At 46.9% G+C, this 20027-nt stretch carries 16 protein-coding genes and 4 tRNA genes; all 20 read right to left on the bottom strand.

The features are described 5' to 3' along the window. Nucleotides 1–44: 44 nt before the first annotated feature. The 20 genes from LZD49_RS13515 to LZD49_RS13610 all read right to left on the bottom strand — a co-directional run bounded on the left by LZD49_RS13515 (nucleotide 45) and on the right by LZD49_RS13610 (nucleotide 19948). Nucleotides 45–2189, bottom strand: coding sequence for a xanthine dehydrogenase family protein molybdopterin-binding subunit (locus LZD49_RS13515; protein ID WP_234668104.1), 2145 nt, complete (start codon nucleotides 2187–2189; stop codon nucleotides 45–47). 2 nt (nucleotides 2190–2191) lie between these two features. After that, entirely contained in the window at nucleotides 2192–2653 is a 462-nt protein-coding gene (locus LZD49_RS13520; protein ID WP_234668105.1) for a (2Fe-2S)-binding protein, read from the bottom strand. A gap of 409 nt (nucleotides 2654–3062) precedes the next feature. Then, nucleotides 3063–3386, bottom strand: a complete 324-nt coding sequence (locus tag LZD49_RS13525; protein ID WP_234668106.1) for a DUF3467 domain-containing protein — start codon at nucleotides 3384–3386, stop codon at nucleotides 3063–3065. Nucleotides 3387–3526: 140 nt separating this feature from the next. Then, nucleotides 3527–7849 carry a DNA-directed RNA polymerase subunit beta' gene (rpoC, locus tag LZD49_RS13530; protein ID WP_234668107.1) on the bottom strand — a complete coding sequence of 1441 codons (4323 nt, stop codon included), beginning with the start codon at nucleotides 7847–7849 and terminating at the stop codon, nucleotides 3527–3529. An 87-nt stretch (nucleotides 7850–7936) separates the two neighbouring features. Next, a complete protein-coding gene (rpoB, locus tag LZD49_RS13535; RefSeq protein ID WP_234668108.1) occupies nucleotides 7937–11803 on the bottom strand; it encodes a DNA-directed RNA polymerase subunit beta in 3867 nt (1288 codons plus the stop codon). A gap of 279 nt (nucleotides 11804–12082) precedes the next feature. Further along, complete coding sequence (rplL, locus tag LZD49_RS13540; RefSeq protein WP_234668109.1) at nucleotides 12083–12469, bottom strand: 50S ribosomal protein L7/L12; 387 nt, start codon at nucleotides 12467–12469, stop codon at nucleotides 12083–12085. Between the two features lie 89 nt (nucleotides 12470–12558). After that, entirely contained in the window at nucleotides 12559–13089 is a 531-nt protein-coding gene (rplJ, locus tag LZD49_RS13545; RefSeq protein WP_234668110.1) for a 50S ribosomal protein L10, read from the bottom strand. A gap of 1 nt (nucleotide 13090) precedes the next feature. Then, complete coding sequence (gene rplA, locus LZD49_RS13550; protein ID WP_234668111.1) at nucleotides 13091–13789, bottom strand: 50S ribosomal protein L1; 699 nt, start codon at nucleotides 13787–13789, stop codon at nucleotides 13091–13093. Between the two features lie 36 nt (nucleotides 13790–13825). Beyond that, on the bottom strand, nucleotides 13826–14275 hold the full coding sequence (gene rplK, locus LZD49_RS13555; protein WP_234668112.1) for a 50S ribosomal protein L11: 450 nt from the start codon (nucleotides 14273–14275) through the stop codon (nucleotides 13826–13828). A gap of 75 nt (nucleotides 14276–14350) precedes the next feature. After that, on the bottom strand, nucleotides 14351–14905 hold the full coding sequence (gene nusG, locus LZD49_RS13560) for a transcription termination/antitermination protein NusG (protein WP_015812908.1): 555 nt from the start codon (nucleotides 14903–14905) through the stop codon (nucleotides 14351–14353). A 32-nt stretch (nucleotides 14906–14937) separates the two neighbouring features. Further along, nucleotides 14938–15129, bottom strand: a complete 192-nt coding sequence (gene secE, locus LZD49_RS13565; protein ID WP_082216649.1) for a preprotein translocase subunit SecE — start codon at nucleotides 15127–15129, stop codon at nucleotides 14938–14940. Nucleotides 15130–15148: 19 nt separating this feature from the next. Further along, a tRNA-Trp gene (locus LZD49_RS13570) sits at nucleotides 15149–15219 on the bottom strand. A 102-nt stretch (nucleotides 15220–15321) separates the two neighbouring features. Continuing rightward, nucleotides 15322–16509 carry an elongation factor Tu gene (gene tuf / locus LZD49_RS13575; RefSeq protein WP_234668113.1) on the bottom strand — a complete coding sequence of 396 codons (1188 nt, stop codon included), beginning with the start codon at nucleotides 16507–16509 and terminating at the stop codon, nucleotides 15322–15324. A gap of 95 nt (nucleotides 16510–16604) precedes the next feature. Beyond that, entirely contained in the window at nucleotides 16605–16790 is a 186-nt protein-coding gene (locus LZD49_RS13580) for a hypothetical protein (RefSeq protein WP_234668114.1), read from the bottom strand. An 88-nt stretch (nucleotides 16791–16878) separates the two neighbouring features. Continuing rightward, nucleotides 16879–16950, bottom strand: a tRNA-Thr gene (locus LZD49_RS13585). Nucleotides 16951–17031: 81 nt separating this feature from the next. Beyond that, nucleotides 17032–17104 (bottom strand) — tRNA-Gly (locus tag LZD49_RS13590). Between the two features lie 63 nt (nucleotides 17105–17167). Then, a tRNA-Tyr gene (locus LZD49_RS13595) sits at nucleotides 17168–17250 on the bottom strand. A 163-nt stretch (nucleotides 17251–17413) separates the two neighbouring features. Further along, the gene (locus tag LZD49_RS13600) at nucleotides 17414–18535 is read right to left on the bottom strand and encodes a PorT family protein (RefSeq protein ID WP_234668115.1); all 1122 of its coding nucleotides are present in this window, start codon (nucleotides 18533–18535) and stop codon (nucleotides 17414–17416) included. Nucleotides 18536–18546: 11 nt separating this feature from the next. Further along, a complete protein-coding gene (locus LZD49_RS13605; protein ID WP_234668116.1) occupies nucleotides 18547–19377 on the bottom strand; it encodes a hypothetical protein in 831 nt (276 codons plus the stop codon). Next, nucleotides 19358–19948 (bottom strand): RNA polymerase sigma factor, encoded by a 591-nt coding sequence (locus LZD49_RS13610; protein ID WP_234668117.1) that lies wholly within the window; start codon nucleotides 19946–19948, stop codon nucleotides 19358–19360. Before LZD49_RS13610 ends, LZD49_RS13605 begins: the two co-directional genes overlap by 20 nt. Between the last annotated feature and the right edge of the window lie 79 nt (nucleotides 19949–20027).

A 20027-nucleotide genomic window follows, 5' to 3' on the forward strand; every position in this document is an offset into this window, starting at 1 on the left:
CACATTTTCATCTTACTGTCTTACAATTTGGCATGATTTAATATCTACGAAATGCCTTTGAATGCTCCTTCATTAATAAACGGCTGGTTTCGAAGGCGCTGTTTCGTCGCTTTGTAGAAAGCATTCGCTACCGCCCCACCGGCCGGCGGCAATGCGGGCTCACCTAGTCCGGTCGGTGAAATGCCGTTATCGACAAAATGGACATCTACCTCCGGAATTTCATTCATACGGATCAGCCGGAATCCGTTAAAATTACTCTGGTCCGGCGTACCTGCTTTAAAAGTCATGTTCCCGAACATTGCGTGTCCGATGCCATCCACCACGCCGCCACGAACCTGCTGCAATGATCCGCTCTTGTTGATCACAATGCCGCAATCCACAGCTGCGATGACGTTTTTTAATGTTGGTTTTCCTTTTTCGACCACCACTTCCCCTACCTGGGCTACGTAAGAACGGTGTGAGAAGTAAACAGAGAAGCCTTGAAAAACACCCTTTTTCTTGCCCCAATTGCTCTTTTCCGCCGCCAGCTTGATCACGGCGATCATTCTGTCTATGTCATATTTCACTTCTCCGGCAGGGGATTTTTTTGCCTTTTCCAAAAGTGCCAGCCGGAATTCCACCGGATCCTTACCCGCTGCCTCCGCTACTTCGTCGATAAACGACTGCTCGGCATAGGCCAGGAAATTGGTGATCGGCGCACGCCATGGGCCTGTTGTGATGGCCGATTTATGTTCTACCGAGTCGATCAGCAGGTTATCCACAGAGCCTGACGGGAAGTTGTCCTCGCGCGTAGGGTTACCAGAATTGATCCCGACACCACGGAGTTTATAGCCGATCATTTCACCGTTTTTATCCAATGCGGCTTCAAAACGGTATCGAACGGCCGGACGGTAAGTACCGCCGGTCATATCATCTTCTCGCGTCCATATCACCTTCACCGGCGCTTTTACCAATTTGGAGACATGAACGGCCTCAATAGCAAAGTCGGCTGAAAGCCTGCGTCCAAATCCACCCCCCTGCCGCGTAATTTCGACCGAGATTTTTTCTGGTGGAAGACCCGTTATTTTGGCCGCTTCCCCACGCGCACGATCGGGCGTTTGCGTAGGACCAACGAGCTCGACGCCGTCCTCTCGAACATGCGCGAAGAAGTTCATCGGCTCCAATGGGCTGTGAGGTAGGAACGGGCATTGATATTCGGCCTTAATAACTTTGGCAGCGCTTTTGAATGCAGCTTCTACATCCCCGTTCTTCCGGCGAACCGTGGCCTCGCCATTATCCATCAGATTCGAGAAAATACGGTTATGATCTTCCGAGCTTTCCAGATCGGCAGCTTTCTCGTACTCGATTTTAAGTACTTCCCGTGCCTTTTTACATTGCCATGTCGATTTACCAACCACCGCGACACTGTTTTCAAAAGTAACTACATCCACAATGCCAGGCATTGCTTTGGCAGCGGCCGAATCTACCGATTTTAGTTTGAAACCAAATGCCTTGGGTCGCTGGATAATGGCAAAGAGCATTCCCTCCCTGTAGAAATCCAAGCCAAACAGTGGCTTCCCGGTAGCTATGTTTTTGTTATCGACATTCCTGACCGACTGTCCGATCAGCTTGAATGTCTTTTCATCTTTTAACTTAATGTCTTTAGGCGCAGAGAGCTTACCGGCCGCTTCTGCGAAATCGCCATAAGCCGCAGACTTACCCGCTGCCTTATGGAAAAGTTTGCTGTCGGCAGTCGTAATCTCCGACGCGGGCACGCCCCATTTGGCGGCGGCAGCTTCGATCAGCAAGTGGCGGGCGGTGGCACCTGCTTTGCGTAAGCGTTCCCATGAATGCGGAACAGCCCCGCTACCTCCGGTTACCTGGCGTTCGAACTGGCTCGGATCCAGATTACCTTGTACCGTTTTCACCAGTTTCCAATCCGCATCGAGTTCTTCCGCTACGATCATTGGAAACGCCGTTTTAATGCCCTGCCCGATTTCCGGGTTAGGCGAAACAATAGTAATGCTGTTATCTGAGCCAATGGATAAGTAACTATTGAATTTTACCGATCCTGCTACGATCGATTTTGCGTCGACTACCACCGGTGCCGCTGCCGAATCCGACCAGTTGAAGCCCAGGAACAATCCGCCCCCGGCCGCTGCCGCGATCCTCATGAAGTCGCGACGCGATGCTTGATTTAATGTACTCATGATCAGTTCGTTTTAGTGGCTGCAACTTTGACGGCTTCGCGGATACGGTGATAGGTTCCGCAACGGCACAGGTTGCCGCTCATCGCACCGACGATCTCCTCTTCTGTCGGTTTGGGTTTCTCTTTGAGAAATGCAGCGGCCGTCATGATCTGGCCTGCCTGGCAGTAGCCACATTGTGACACATCCACTTCGTCCCAAGCTTTTTGAACGGGATGATCCCCTTTTTCCGATAATCCTTCGATAGTAGTTACTTTGGCCTTGCCTACTGCCGACACAGGCAATACACAAGAACGGACTGCCTTGCCGTCCAGGTGAACGGTGCAAGCGCCGCATTGCGCGATACCGCAGCCATACTTGGTGCCTACCAGGCCCAGATTGTCGCGTAAAACCCAGAGAAGCGGGGTATCACCCTCTACCTCTGCGCTATATGCACGATTGTTGATTGAAAGTTTGAACAATGCCATGGTGAGTAAATTGAGTTTAGAAATAATCCATCTGAGGGCAGCTGATACCGAAGTTAATCAATTTGCACTAAACTTGCTTGCTATCACCGGATTACCCTTCCAGAAGTACAGGATGTCAAAAGTTTACTTTGCTGCGTCGATAAGATATAACAGCCGGAACACATTATAATGTCGCTACAAAAAACTCGAAATCCTGCATTATAATGCAATCTTGGTTACTTAGAATAATATTAGTTAGCTCTCTAATTCAATATGCCCTCTTAACGTCACAATACTCGTTCTCTTTCCTGCTAAGTTCTTCGTGGTCCAGACTGGCCATTTTCAATAAGTCCAGTTTAAAATACCAACTTTATATGACCATCTCCGAAAACGCTCCTCCTATCTCTTTCTCATCTAGCCCGATCAACAATCAGGCTTCGCCACCCGGGCCACCGAAACTGATCGGGAAATTGAAGGTTGGCTCGCTGTCCTGTGAATTCTGAATAGGACCGTACTGATCTTCATATTTCTGGATATTGTCACGCAATGCTGCTACGAGACGCTTGGCGTGTTCGGGCGTTACGATAATGCGGGCCTTCACCTTTGCGCGGGGAACGCCTGGCATGAGGCGAATGAAGTCAAGAATAAATTCGCTATTGGAATGGGCGATCATGGCAAGGTTGGAGTAAACACCTTCTGCCATTTCTTCCGACAGTTCCACATTAATCTGCTGTTCGTTTTCCTTATTTTCCATTGTTGGTGTTTTAATAGCGGTGCTATTGAATCAGGAATTTTGTTTTTACTGGGGAAATTACTAAAAATACGCCGCTTGAAAAAGCAAGAAGCCGGCCCCGCTCATGCGGTCCGGCTTCTTGATGACTATATTCAGTCGGATTATGCCAATTCCTTTTTCTTACGTGATTGTCTCTCGCGAGAATCGGACAGCGCATCGAACTCTTCTTTCGATCCGACGAGCAGGTTTTCATAGACACGCATACCTGTACCGGCAGGGATCAGGTGACCAACGATCACATTTTCCTTCAAGCCTTTCAGTTCATCGCGTTTTCCGCGAACCGCTGCTTCGCTCAGTACTTTGGTTGTTTCCTGGAACGAAGCCGCAGAAACAAAGCTTTCTGTACCCAAAGACGCTTGCGTAATACCCATTAAAGTAGGTTTCGCAACCGCAGCTTGTGCGTCACGAGCTGTTACGAGTTTCAGGTCACGGCGTTTCAAGCTTGAATTTTCATCGCGCAAACGACGTACTGAAACGATCATACCCGGCTTCAATGTTTCGGAGCTGCCTGGGTCCTCAACTACCTTCATATCGAGGATCTTGTCGTTTTCCTCACGGAATACAACACGGTCAACGGCCTGCATTTCAAGGAAGTTGGTATCACCAGCATCCAGAATTTCCACTTTCTGCATCATCTGGCGCACGATACATTCGATATGTTTATCGTTGATCTTCACACCCTGCAGACGGTATACTTCCTGAATTTCGTTCACCAGGTATTCCTGAACTGCGGTTGGCCCTTTGATTGAAAGGATATCCGCAGGCGTGATTGCACCATCAGAAAGCGGGTCACCGGCTCTTACGAAGTCACCATCCTGAACAAGAATGTGTTTCGAAAGCGGCACCATGTAACGACGCTGTGTTCCGTCTTTTGATTCAATATGGATTTCACGGTTACCGCGTTTTACGCCACCATAAGATACCACACCGTCGATTTCGGAAACCGTTGCAGGGTTAGATGGGTTACGTGCTTCAAACAACTCCGTCACACGTGGCAGACCTCCCGTAATATCGCGGGTTTTACCAACCACACGAGGAATTTTTGCCAACGGCTGACCAGCTTTGATAGCTGCACCCGCTTTTACAACCAGACGTGCTCCAACAGGAAGGTTATAGCCTTTTTCGGTCTGCTCTTTCAACAGCGTAGACTTTCCTTTCACCACGATCGCCGGGTTTTTGGTTTTGTCACGCGTTTCGATGATCACCGACTCCTGGAAGCCTGTTTGCTCGTCAAATTCTTCACGGAATGTGATGCCTTCTTCAATTGCGTCGAAAGCTACTGTTCCGGTGAATTCTGAAAGAATTACCGCGTGATAAGGGTCCCAGGTACAAAGTTCCTGTCCTTTGGATACGGTATCGCCTTCTTTCACTTGCAGGTGCGCACCGTAAGGTACGTTATTCGAGATCAGCAGTTGTTTTGTTTCAGGATGAACGACTTTCACCTCACCTGAACGGCCCATTACTACTGTTACTTCGTCACCTTCCGAGTTTACAGATTGTACCAGACGAAGGTCTTCGAACTGGATCAAACCGTCGAATTTCGCTTTGATGTTGGCTTCAACAGAAATGTTGGAAGCCGTACCACCCACGTGGAATGTACGGAGTGTCAGCTGCGTACCTGGCTCTCCGATCGACTGGGAAGCGATTACACCTACTGCCTCACCGATGTTCACCATGTAGGCGGATGCAAGGCTGCGCCCGTAGCATTTCGCACATACACCGTCACGGGTTTCGCAAGTCAGTACCGAACGGATTTCGACAGTTTCAATTGCAGTCTCATCAATGTAAGAAGCAATTTCCTCTGTGATTTCCTGACCCGATGTAAGGATCAATTCGTTAGTCAACGGATCGAACACATCGTGTACACTTACGCGACCAAGGATACGCTCTGATAATGGTTCAACGATATCCTCATTGTCTTTCAACGCTGAAATCGCAATACCACGGAGCGAGCCGCAGTCTTCTTCAACTACTACCACATCTTGTGCAACGTCGTGCAAACGACGGGTCAGGTAACCCGCATCCGCAGTTTTCAACGCTGTATCGGCCAAACCTTTACGCGCACCGTGAGTAGAGATAAAGTATTCCAAAACGTCGAGACCTTCCTTAAAGTTGGAAAGGATCGGGTTTTCAATGATTTCACCCGCACCACCAGCGATGTTTTTCTGAGGCTTGGCCATAAGACCCCTCATTCCACCCAGCTGACGGATCTGCTCGCGTGAACCGCGGGCTCCGGAGTGCATCATCATATAGATTGAGTTAAATCCGCCTTTGTCTGTTTCCAGCTGCTTCATCAACGTCTCTGTAATACGTGAGTTAACGCGCGTCCAGATATCGATAACCTGGTTGTAACGTTCGTTCTCCGTGATAAGACCCATCAGGTAGTTGTTCCAGACGTTTTCTACATCGCCTTTTGCCTGCTCAATGAGTTTCTCTTTTTCACTTGGAACCATTACATCGTCCAATCCCATTGACAAACCGCCTTTGAAGGCCATTTGGAAACCAAGTTCTTTGATTTCGTCAAGGAACTGTGCGGTACGGGCCACACCAGCTTGTTTGAATACCAAACCGATGATCTGCTGAAGTTTCTTTTTAGTCAACAATTCGTTGATATAACCAACTTCTTCTGGAACCGCCTGGTTGAACAGGATACGTCCGGCAACGGTATCAATCAATTTGGTCTCAAATGTCGCGTCGTCGTTACGGACACGCAGACGACATTTGATATTGGCATGTTTTGAAAGTTTGCCTTCGTTGATCGCGATGATTACTTCATCAGGACCGTAGAAGATCTTGCCTTCTCCGATGATCGGATATTCAGGTGTGCTAACACGTCCTTTAGTCACATAATAGAGACCCAAAACCATGTCCTGAGATGGTACCGTGATCGGCGCACCGTTGGCAGGGTTGAGGATATTGTGTGAAGAAAGCATCAGCATAGACGCTTCCAATACGGCTTCCTGACCCAGTGGTACGTGTACCGCCATCTGGTCACCGTCAAAGTCAGCGTTGAATGCCGTACAAACCAATGGGTGAAGCTGGATCGCTTTTCCTTCGATCAGTTTAGGCTGGAATGCCTGGATACCCAAACGGTGAAGTGTCGGAGCACGGTTAAGCAATACCGGGTGACCTTTCAGAACGTTTTCGAGAATATCCCAGATCACAGGATCCTTACGGTCTACGATCTTCTTCGCTGATTTTACAGTTTTAACAATACCCCGCTCGATGAGCTTGCGGATAATGAACGGCTTGAAAAGTTCTGCCGCCATATCTTTTGGCAAACCGCATTCGTGCAGTTTCAACTCAGGACCTACTACGATAACCGAACGACCAGAGTAGTCGACACGCTTACCAAGCAAGTTTTGACGGAAACGGCCTTGCTTTCCTTTCAGCATATCTGAAAGTGATTTCAATGCACGGTTACCTTCCGAACGTACTGCATTCACTTTACGGCTGTTATCGAAAAGCGAGTCAACCGCTTCCTGCAACATCCTTTTTTCGTTACGCAAGATCACCTCCGGTGCCTTGATCTCGATCAGACGTTTCAGACGGTTGTTACGGATAATCACACGACGGTAAAGGTCGTTCAAATCCGAAGTCGCGAAACGACCACCATCCAGGGGCACAAGCGGACGCAATTCTGGTGGAATTACCGGCACCATTTTGATCACCATCCATTCAGGGCGGTTTTCGATACGGGTATTCGCATCACGGAATGCTTCAACCACTTTCAGACGTTTCAAAGCTTCCGCTTTACGTTGCTGAGAAGTGTCGGTAGCAGCCTGGTGACGGAGTTCATAAGAAAGTTCATCGAGCTTAATGCGGCTCAACAACATTTCCAATGCATCGGCACCCATTCTCGCGATGAATTTGTTGGGATCCGCGTCTGGAAGCAACTGGTTCTCACGAGGGAGCTTGTCGATGATATCCAGGTATTCATCTTCGGTCAGGAAGTCGAGGTAGCTAACGCCGTCCTCTTCTTTGATACCTGGCTGAACAACCGCGTACCGTTCGTAATAAATGATCTGGTCGAGTTTCTTGGTAGAAAGTCCCAACAGGTAACCGATCTTGTTCGGCAAGCTGCGGAAGTACCAGATATGTGCAACAGGAACCACCAATTCAATGTGGCCCATGCGCTCGCGGCGAACCTTTTTCTCAGTTACCTCTACACCGCAACGGTCGCAGATAATTCCTTTATAACGGATGCGCTTATATTTCCCGCAGTGACATTCCCAGTCTTTTACAGGACCGAAAATGCGCTCGCAGAACAGACCGCCCATCTCCGGCTTGTAGGTCCGGTAATTGATGGTTTCAGGCTGGGTTACTTCACCGAAGGAGCTTTCTAGGATAGACTCCGGTGACGCCAGACTGATCGTCATTCTGGAAAAGTCGCTATTTAATTTTTTATTCTTTTTGAAAGACATAATAAAGAGTCGTTTGTCTGTTAGTCGAAACTAAATGATTGCATTTCTAAGCGGCGCATTTTTCAATGCGCCGCTTACGACTAAAAATTAGTCCAGTGTAATCTCCAATGCTAGTCCACGGAGCTCGTGAACAAGTACGTTGAATGACTCTGGGATATTTGGTTTCGGAAGGTTTTCACCTTTCACGATCGCTTCGTACGCTTTCGCACGGCCAACCACGTCATCGGATTTCACAGTAAGGATCTCCTGAAGAATATGGGATGCACCGAACGCTTCAAGCGCCCACACTTCCATCTCACCGAAACGCTGTCCACCAAACTGCGCTTTACCACCCAGCGGTTGCTGCGTAATAAGCGAGTATGGCCCGATCGAACGCGCGTGCATTTTATCGTCAACCAAGTGGCCCAGTTTCATCATGTACATCAGACCGACTGTTACCGGTTGGTCGAACTGCTCACCAGTCAAACCATTGTACAGATAAGTACGTCCCCAATCCGGCAGACCTGCTTCTTTCAGCTCGGCAGCAACTTCCGCTTCGGTAGCACCGTCAAAGATCGGTGTTGCGTAACGGCGGCCGAGTTTCAGACCAGCCCATGCAAGGATGGTTTCGTAAATCTGTCCGATGTTCATACGTGAAGGTACCCCAAGTGGGTTCAACACGATGTTTACCGGTGTTCCGTCTTCCAGGAATGGCATATCTTCATCACGAACAATACGGGCAACAACCCCTTTGTTCCCGTGACGACCCGCCATTTTATCTCCCACTTTCAGTTTACGTTTCTTAGCGATATATACTTTCGCCAATTTCACGATACCAGCAGGAAGTTCATCACCCACTTCCAACGCGAAACGATCGCGTTTGAAGCGACCCATCAGTTCGCTACGGGCATTCAGGTAATTTTTTAACACCAATGAAACCTGAAGGTTTACGTTGCTGTCCTCGCTCCATGAGTCAGTCAGAACGTCTCCGATAAGGTTAACCTCCTCGGGAACTGCATACTGGCTTTCGTCACGGTATGGGTTGTTGGCAGGGAAAAGGTTCTCGGAGATGTTTCTCACGTTGAACTTCATTCCCTTGCTGATCAACTCGTCACCGAATTTATGTTTTACACCAGAGCTCGTTTTGCCTTCAGTCAATGTCACCAGCTTATCGATTACGCGACCGCGCAATGCAGTCAGGTCACGGCTGTATTTTTTCATCAACAGACGGAGCTCGTCTTTGTGTTTTGCACGCTCTTCTTTGGTTGGGCGGGAGAAAAGTTTGGTATCGATTACCACACCCTTCATCGATGGTGGTGCTTTTTTCGAAGCATCCTTCACATCACCAGCCTTGTCTCCGAAGATCGCACGAAGAAGTTTCTCTTCCGGAGTAGGATCAGATTCTCCTTTTGGAGTGATCTTACCGATCAGAATATCACCTTCTTTTACTTCTGTACCTACTTGTACGATACCGTTTTCGTCGAGGTTCTTAACAGTTTCCTCGCTTACATTCGGGATCTCCGCAGTCAATTCTTCTTCTCCGCGTTTGGTATCACGCACTTCAAGCTCAAATTCTTCGATGTGGATTGAAGTGAAGATATCTTCGCGTACTACTTTTTCAGAGATTACGATCGCATCCTCAAAGTTGTATCCCTGCCAAGGCATGAATGCAACCAAAAGATTACGGCCCAATGCAAGTTCACCCCCTTCTGTACCATAGCCCTGGCAAAGTGGCTCGCCTTTCTTCACTTTCTGGCCTTTAAGAACCATTGGTTGAAGGTTAAGGCAGGTATCCTGGTTGGTACGACGGAATTTAACCAGATCATAAGAAACGCTGTCCTCGATAAAGCTCACGAGGCGGTCGTCGTCTGTACGGTCATATTTAACGACGATCTTCTTCGCATCTACGAATTCTATTTCACCATCACCTTCCGCTACTACCAATGCACGTGAGTCCATTGCTACGCGACGTTCCAGACCAGTTCCTACGATAGGGGCCTGTGGGCGCAACAAAGGCACACCCTGGCGCTGCATGTTAGATCCCATCAAGGCACGGTTCGCATCATCATGTTCAAGGAACGGAATCAGCGAAGCAGCAACGGATACGATCTGGTTGGCAGCGACGTCCATATAAGACGCTTGCGAAGGATCCACCATAGGGAAGTCACCTTCAAAACGCGTCTTGATCTTTTCTACCGTAAAGTTTCCTTCCTTATCGACGGAGGCATTCGCCTGTGCGATGTATTTGGAATCTTCTTCTTCGGCAGTCATATAAATAAGCTCATTTGTCAGCTTACCAGCGCTATCAATCACGCGGTATGGTGTTTCGATGAAGCCCATTCCGTTCACTTTCGCAAATACGCAAAGTGAAGATATCAGACCGATGTTCGGACCTTCCGGAGTCTCGATCGTACACAGACGCCCGTAGTGGGTGTAGTGAACGTCCCGAACTTCGAAACCTGCCCGCTCACGGGAAAGACCACCAGGCCCCAATGCCGACATACGGCGTTTGTGGGTAATCTCAGCCAATGGGTTTGTTTGGTCCATAAACTGAGAAAGCTGGTTGGTACCGAAGAACGAGTTGATTACTGACGACAATGTTCTTGCATTGATCAGGTCAACAGGTTTAAAATCTTCATTGTCACGTACATTCATACGCTCCTTGATGGTACGCGCCATACGTGCAAGACCAACACCGAATTGTGCATAAAGCTGTTCGCCAACTGTACGTACACGACGGTTTGACAAGTGATCGATATCATCGACTACTGCTTTCGCATTGATCAGACCGATCAGGTATTTCACGATCGAAACAATGTCGCCTGTTGTAAGTACACGAACGTCGAGGCTAGTATCAGAACCGAGCTTTTTATTGATCCGGTAACGGCCCACATCACCCAGGTCATAACGTTTGTCACTGAAGAACAGGCTCTGAATCACGTCACGTGCAGTTTGCTCATCCGGTGCTTCTGCGTTACGCAGCTGGCGGTAAATCTGCTCAACAGCTTCCTTGTCGGAGTTTGAGCTATCTTTTTGAAGCGTATTATAAATGATGTTATAATCCGCAACATTCATATCCTCTTTGTGCATGATGATCGATTTCTGTCCCGATTCCAGGATTACATCGATATCATCTGCTGAAATCGTAGAGTCACGTTCCAGCAATACTTCGTTACGCTGAATAGAAACTACCTCACCGGTATCCTCATCCACGAAGTCCTCAGTCCATGTACGGAGAACCCTTGCCGCCAAGCGGCGTCCTACTGCCTTTTTCAGGTTAGCAGGTGTTGCGCTGATTTCCTCAGAAAGGCCGAACAGGTCAAGGATATCTTTATCAGATCCGAAACCAATAGCTCTCAGAAGGGTGGTTACAGGGAATTTCTTCTTACGGTCGATGTACGCATACATTACGTTATTAACGTCCGTAGAGAATTCAATCCAGGAACCTTTGAATGGAATAATCCGCGCTGAATATAGTTTAGAACCATTGGTGTGCTTGCTCATGGAGAAGAACACGCCTGGTGAACGGTGAAGCTGAGAAACGATTACACGCTCAGCACCATTGATTACGAACGAACCTCTTTCGGTCATGTAAGGAATGTTCCCTAAGAACACTTCCTGCTCAATGGTTTCAAATTCTTCATGATCGGCGTCGTTACAGATCAAACGTAGTTTCGCCTTCAGAGGCACTGCGTAAGTCAGACCACGATCGATGGACTCGTCAACGGAGTACTTTGGTGGTTCAAGGAGATAATCGATGAACTCAAGAACGAAGTTCTCACGTGAGTCGGCGATGGGAAAGTTTTCAGCGAAAACTTTGTACAATCCTTCTCCGGAACGGTCTTCAACCGATGTATCCAGACTAAAGAAGTCACGGAACGATTGTACCTGGATTCCCAAAAGATCCGGATAATCGATAATCTGATTAATCCGAGAGAAGTTCTTTCTTGGTGTTTTTGGATTAATTGTAGCCAAGGCTATGTGTGATTTGGGTTAGCAGAAAAACTAATTAGTTTTAACCTAATCTATTGCCTCGTAGAAGAGTAAAGTTGATGCCCCTTTTCTCCTTTCCTACGAGTAAAGAAGTGTTTCGGGCAATCAGCTTGAAGGGGATTTCGGCGGTAAACTCGTTACCACCTTTATTCCAAACGATAAAAAAGTACTTTTCGTTTGGTTTGTATACAAAACAGGAAAAGACCTGACGGTTGTCAGGCCTATTCCGTAGAATTTTATCTTCTAATGCTATGGAGCAAATTACTTCACTTCAACTTCTGCACCAGCTTCTTCAAGTTGCTTTTTCAAAGCGTCAGCTTCATCCTTAGCAACACCTTCTTTTACAGGTTTTGGAGCGCCGTCAACGAGTTCTTTCGCTTCTTTCAAACCAAGACCAGTCAGGTCTTTAACCAACTTCACAACAGCAAGTTTGCTTGCACCAGCTGCTTTCAGGATCACATCAAAAGATGTTTTCTCTTCCACAACAGGAGCATCAGCACCTGCACCACCCGCAGGACCTGCTACTACCACTGCACCAGCAGCAGCTGGCTCAATGCCGTACTCGTCTTTAAGAATTGTAGCCAATTCGTTCACTTCTTTAACCGTAAGGTTAACAAGCTGTTCTGCGAAAGCTTTCAAATCTGCCATTTCTATTTTGATTTTTTTGATTATACAATAAGATGATTTAAAAAGGCTCCTTTAATTATTAACCCGGAGAGCAAGGCCTGGTTATTTAATTAGTCTTCTTTTTCAGATAAAGTTTTCAGAATACCAGCCAGGTTCTGTCCGCCGCTTGTAAGAGCACCGATAACATTTTTGGCAGGTGATTGCAACAATCCGATCACTTCGCCGATCAGTTCTTGTTTAGATTTCAGAGAAATCAGAACATCAAGCTGGCTTTCTCCAACGAAAAGGGCAGTGTCAACAGAAGCTCCTTTGAACTTCAATTTGTCGCTACCTGATTTCTTTTTGAAATCCTTGATCAGTTGTGCAGGAACTTTACCTGACTCCGGGTGAAACATTACTCCGGAAAATCCTTTCAACACTTCGTCGAAAGAAGAGTAGTCCGTCTCTAATGTCTCGAGCGCTTTTTTAATCAATGTATTCTTCACAACACGATACTCAACACCACGCTCGAAGCAAAGGCCTCTCAATGTGTTCACCTCACTCACGGTCATACCGTTTGCGTTGGTTATGTAGAAGTATGGCGTGCTGGCGAATTTCTGACTTAACTCGTCAATAATTACTGCTTTTTCTTCCCGTGTCATATTACAGTCCTGGAATCGTGTTTTTGTCAATAATAACACCCGGGCTCATCGTACTTGACAAGTGAATGCTTTTTACGTAAGTACCTTTTGCCGATGAAGGCTTAAGGCGAACCAAGGTGTTGATAACTTCGGTTGCATTTTGTGCAAGCTGATCAGTTCCGAAAGATACTTTTCCGATACTGGTATGAATGATGCCGGTTTTGTCAACTTTGAAGTCAATTTTACCAGCCTTCACTTCTTTTACAGCTTTTGCTACGTCCGGAGTTACAGTTCCTGACTTAGGGTTAGGCATCAGACCGCGAGGACCTAATACTTTACCAAGTCTACCTACTTTTGCCATTACACTTGGCATTGTAATAATCACGTCAATGTCTGTCCAGCCTTGCTCGATTTTTGTAATGTATTCGTCAAGACCAACATAATCCGCTCCTGCCTCTTTCGCTTCTGCCTCCTTGTCGGGAGTACACAATACAAGCACACGAACTTCTTTTCCGGTTCCGTGTGGCAATGTTACCACGCCACGCACCATTTGATCTGCTTTACGCGGATCCACGCCCAAACGAACGTCGATATCTACGGAAGCATCAAATTTGGTATAGGAAATCGTCTTCAGAACGTCCGCAGCCTGTTCCAGGCTAAACACCTGGGTCGCGTCGAATTTCGAAAGAGCTTCTTTTTGCTTTTTGGTCAATTTTCCCATGTTCTTTGTTTCTTTGGCGTAATAATTAATCTACGCTCAGTTGTTTTCTTCCCATGGGGCCTTGCCAGCCACGGTGATACCCATACTACGAGCCGTTCCCGCGATCATTTTCAAAGCAGACTCTACGGTGAAGCAGTTCAGGTCGGGCATTTTTGTTTCAGCGATCGTCTTAACTTGATCCCATGAAACTGATCCCACCTTAATACGGTTTGGCTGAGCCGAACCGGTTTTCACTTTTGAGGCTTCCAGAAGAAGAATAGCGGCCGGGGGGGTTTTGATGACAAAGTCGAAAGACTTGTCTTTGTAGTATGTAATAACTACCGGCAATACCACACCCATTTTATCCTGGGTACGGCCATTGAATTGCTTGCAAAACTCCATGATATTCAAACCCTTCGATCCCAATGCAGGACCAATTGGAGGTGATGGATTGGCTTGGCCACCTTTCACCTGCAGTTTGACGTATCCACCTATTTCTTTTGCCATTGTTTTGGAATTTGTCGGTTCATTGATTGACTAGCGGCTTACATGCAGTTGGAAGCCTACCTGCCCGCTATTCGCTCAACTATCCTTTTCTACTTGTGCGTAACTGAGTTCCACGGGTGTATTACGCCCGAATATTTTTACAACTACATTGAGTTTTTTCTTCTCATCGAATACTTCTTCCACCAGACCGATAAATCCGCTGAACGGACCATCTACAACCTTCACGGTTTCGCCTTTGATGAAAGACATGCTTGGCGCTTCTTCGTGTTGCTCTGCCTCATCTACCTTACCGAGGATCCGGTTAATTTCAGATTGACGAAGCGGAACAGGTACTTTAGAATTTCCTTCGGCATTGCCCAGGAAACCGATTACGCCGGGAATGCTTGTAATGATGTGCAATACCTCACCCTTGGACAGATCCGCCGAAATGATGATATACCCAGGAAAGAAGTTTTTTTCCCGAACACGCTTCTTACCGTTGCGCATCTCGTAAATCTTCTCAGAAGGGATTAGGATCTGCGGAACGAATTCGTTTAGCTTCTGGCGTGTTATTTCATTTTCAATGTAGGACTTGATCTTCTTTTCTTGTCCAGACACCGCCCTTAATACAAACCAATTTAGACTACTCATACCTTTCGGGGGTTATCTTTAATAAAATAGCCTTAGAAAGACTGGTAAAACAGATTCAGTGCGTTTTCGAAAACGAAATCCATCACACCTACCACAAAGGCAAAAATGAGCGAACCCACAAGCACCAGCGTGGTATTGGCTTGCAGCTCGTTGAAAGGCGGCCATGTTACATGCTGGGTAATTTCCTCCCAGGACGCTTTCAAAAAAGAAGTAAATTTTTCCATTTCACCTTTTCGATTTATGCACGGGTGGAGAGATTCGAACTCCCATCAACGGTTTTGGAGACCGCTATTCTACCCTTGAACTACACCCGTTTATCGTGCAACTCACTCATTCGGGCTGCAAAGATACGATTTTTTTATAAAAAACAAGTGCATCTCAGAAGAAATGCACTTGTTTTAATATTGCTATCTTGATTAGTCAAGAATTTCAGTTACCTGACCAGCACCTACGGTACGTCCACCTTCACGAATCGCGAAACGAAGACCTTTTTCCATAGCGATTTTGTTGATCAGCTTCACTTCAATTGTGATGTTGTCACCTGGCATAACCATTTCAACACCAGCAGGAAGTGAAATTTCACCTGTCACGTCAGTGGTACGGAAGTAGAACTGAGGACGGTATTTGTTAAAGAATGGAGTGTGACGTCCACCTTCTTCTTTCGAAAGTACGTAAACTTCACCTTTGAAGTGCAAGTGAGGCTTAACTGAACCTGGTTTACAGATTACCATACCACGACGGATATCTTCTTTATCGATACCGCGAAGCAACAAACCTACGTTATCACCAGCTTCACCACGGTCAAGGATCTTGCGAAACATCTCAACACCAGTTACTACTGATTTAAGACCTTCTGCACCCATTCCAAGGATGTCAACTGCTTCCCCTGAGTTGATAATACCACGCTCGATACGACCAGTTGCAACAGTACCACGACCAGTGATCGAGAACACGTCTTCAACAGGCATCAAGAATGGAAGTTCAGTCATACGTGGAGGAATTGGAATCCAGCTATCGACAGCATCCATCAGCTCTTCGATCGTTTTCACCCATTTCGGATCGCCATTAAGGCCACCCAAGGCAGATCCCTGTACAACAGGAATGTTATCACCATCGAATTCGTAGAAGCTCAGAAGCTCGCGGATTTCCATCTCAACGAGTTCAAGAAGTTCCGGATCATCAACCATGTCCACTTTGTTCATGAACACAACCAGCTGAGGAACACCTACCTGACGAGCAAGAAGAATGTGCTCACGAGTTTGTGGCATAGGACCGTCAGTTGCTGCAACCACAATGATTGCACCGTCCATCTGAGCAGCACCAGTTACCATGTTCTTCACATAGTCAGCGTGACCTGGACAGTCAACGTGCGCATAGTGACGATTGGCTGTCTGGTATTCTACGTGGGAAGTGTTGATTGTGATACCGCGCTCTTTCTCTTCAGGAGCATTGTCGATTGATGAGAAGTCGCGTTTCTGTGCAAATCCTTTTTCAGCCAATACAGTTGTAATCGCCGCTGTAAGGGTAGTTTTACCGTGGTCAACGTGCCCGATAGTACCAATATTTACGTGGGGTTTCGAGCGGTCAAACGTCTCTTTTGCCATGACTTAAGTACGCTTAAAATTTAAAGTTATTACGAATTTATTATACACTACTAATTGATCCTGCTGGCTTTACTGCAATCAAACACCGCAATCATCTACCAAACCAGGATCAAAATCAATGCAGGCACAAAACCCTGCTTTCTGAGCATTTGAACGGCACCGACTAACCTTCCGCCCTCTTCCTCACCCAAGAAGTGCTCAAAATTACCTGAGCTTTTGAGGGGATTTGAACGGCACCAGCCGCCCGGCCCTGACTTCTTCCTTACCAAGGAAGTGCTCAAAATTACCTGAGCTTTTGAGGGGATTTGAACGGCACCGGCCGCCCGGCCCTGACCTCTTCCTTATCAAGGAAATGCTCAAAATTACCTGAGCTTTTGAGGGGATTTGAACCCCTGACCTCTTCCTTACCAAGGAAGTGCTCTACCCCTGAGCTACAAAAGCAATCTTTAATTAGAACCAAAAAGCGATTAGCGAAAAATATATGGCAAGTTTTCGCTAATCGCTTCGATGATGTTTCTTTTGAGCGGAAGACGAGGTTCGAACTCGCGACCTATAGCTTGGAAGGCTATCGCTCTACCAGCTGAGCTACTTCCGCATTTGTCTTCGTCTTCTGCTTCAAAACTGGTATGATTTGAAGCACTTTTACAGACTCAAACTGTGGGGGCGGATGGATTCGAACCACCGTAGGCATACACCAGCAGATTTACAGTCTGCCCCATTTGGCCACTCTGGTACACCCCCAGACAACATTTCAACACAAGCGTGAAAACCGTTTGTTTCACAATTTGGAGTCGCAAAATTATACCCATTTTTTAGATTCTCAAATTGTTTTGAAAAATTTTTACAAAAAAAAGTGTCCTGGAATCAAAAACGTCGATTCCAGGACACTAGGGCACATTTTGACTTAAAACAATCTCACTCCAAAACTCAACATCCGTACCGACGGACCGCGGTTGGCCTCATAAAGATTGTTCAAATCATAGTTCACAAAGAAGTCAGGAAAGTTACGGATACCTATTTCCGCGGCCAGGCCGTAGCGCAAATCTTCGATATAAAAGTTCTTTCTGTCGTGTTCCACATCCTTGGTTCCGTATACACGGACCTTTGTATAACTTCCAATCCGGTAACCTCCGTAAACACCCGCGCTGATGTAGGATATGAATGATCTCGAGAAGCTTAACGTGGGCATGATGGATAGGTTTACGTAGGGTACGACCAATTTCGATTTCCTCACCTCTACCGGCTGCCCCTGACCGTTTACAACATCATTAAATTCTACACCGTCATCTGTTTTTTCTATCGTGTTGTTTCCGTCATACATCATATTGTACCAAGAAAAGTCGATTCCGAAATCCAGATGCAACCGGGCATTTTTGCCGCGGATGACATTGGCACTGGCGACGTAACCTAAACTGACATAACGCGAACCGAATGGTTTGAGGTCATAGGTAGCTTTGTCATAACCCGGCGTAGCTTCGTTGGCACCATAGGTATTCAGTCCAAATGCGACATTAAATCCTTTCCGCGGGCTCGATCCGCCCCATGAAGCCCGATGGAAGCGCTTGCCAATTCGCCGGTAGGAAGAATCAGATGCAACTACCTCATCCCCTTCTTTTACTTCAACTCCTTTGCCATCAATCGAAACTTTTGTGTCCCCGTCTTTGATGTGGATTCCCCGAAGCCCGATCCTGACATAATCTTTTTCCACCACATCGCCGGGATTTTTCAGGTATTTGTTTCCGTCGAATTCCTCTCGCAGGAGTGTGGTGTCGGCCCGCGTGCTGTCCAGTCTTACTTTCAGATCTCTCAATAGGGCGTTCAAATCATATTTCATGATCCTTTCCAACTCTGCCCGGTTTTCACCGTAAATAATCAATCTCGTTTTGTCTCCGAATGTCACGATAATCGAATCCTTGTCCCGGGCGCCGGGACGTGAAAACTCATTGCTGAACTTCAGTGAATCAGCGCGCGTGCCAATGGCTGCTAATATAAACAGCGCCGCCATTGCATATATTTTACTTTTCATGGCACAATAGATTACAGTTTTGTCTTCTCTTTAGAGTGATCTTTTTTCTCGTCCTTGCTACGCAGGCGATCGTCCACACGTGCTACAAGGTTTTTTGGATTAAAACCAACTTCGTCCCAATCGACTTTTTCTCCTGCCCTTGCATTTTTGAGCTGGCGGAAAACTCTCGCGAACCGGGTGTTACGTGGCTTTTCTTCCGCTTCATTACTGCCGGTCTCCACGGTGACGACAATCGTCCTCGTCGGCTCCGGCTTGTTCACCTGACTAACAGCTGGCTCATCGGGCAAAATCTTGATATCCTGTGTAACAGGAATATTCACAGGTTCCGGCTGGATTGCATTCACCGAAACGGATGGTCTTTCATTAATAGCTGCAACCGGCGCATCCTGAACAGGGGCAGGTATGGCGAGTGGCCTTTGGGCTATTTGCTTTTTGGCAATGTCAGGTGCTTCGGTGGTTTGACTTAATACCTTAGGCTCGCTATTCACCAATCCATAATCCTTTTTTTCAACTGCGGCTAATTGTTCGACAGGCTTATTTGCATTAGCCTTCGGCAAAACCGCTGAATCAGACCGTAACGGCTTTGTAATGGCTACGGTCTGTTGTGAATGAATAGTACCCGGTGAAACGCCCTGTTGATTTTGCCAAACCAGGTATCCCCCCATCACCGCTGCGACCACACCGGCTGCAGCATACCAACCCCACACAGCCGAACGGTGTTTCACCGGGCGAATTCTCGCCAACTGCTTTTCCTGAATTTTCAGCCACGCGTTTTCCGAAGGCGCTCTTTCCAATCCTTCAAGTCTGCGTTTGAAAAGATCATCAACAGGATGCTTTTTCATAGTCTACTTTTTTTTTATAATCATTCTGCCATTCCGCCACCATTTTTTGCAATAATGCCCGGGCGCGGTGCAATTGTGATTTCGATGTACTTTCGGTAATGCCCAGCATCTGGGCGATTTCAATGTGTGCATAGCCTTCGATGGCGTACAGGTTAAATACCGTCCGATAGCCAACAGGCAACGATTCGACTAAACTCATCAGCTCCTCCGTCTCAAGGTTTTGATCTGCATGGGTGTAATCCGGAATGTTATTGGCCTCATCAGAAAGATTATCCTCCAAAATCCGCTTCTTTTTTCGCAGGTAACCCAGCGACTCATTCACCATGATCCTCCTGATCCATCCCTCAAAACTTCCCTCGCTATTGAACTGACCTATTTTCTCAAATACTCTCAAAAAACCTTCTACCATCACATCCTCAGCCGCCATTTCGTCACACACATAGCGGAAACACAAAGCCAGCATCCTGTTGCTGTACTTGTCATAAAGCTGTCGCTGCGCCTTTGGATCTTCTTTTCGAAGGGCTTTAACGAGCTGTGCTTCCTGGCTAAATAATGCTAAAATTCGACCCATTCTTATTGGTGGTTTCGATAGCAAGATGCGCATTCCTCTGCGTGAGGTTGCATGTGTCGAAAAAGTTTTTTGATATTTT

The sequence above is a fragment of the Dyadobacter sp. CY261 genome (assembly GCF_021440085.1).
In the GTDB taxonomy this organism is placed as follows: domain Bacteria; phylum Bacteroidota; class Bacteroidia; order Cytophagales; family Spirosomataceae; genus Dyadobacter.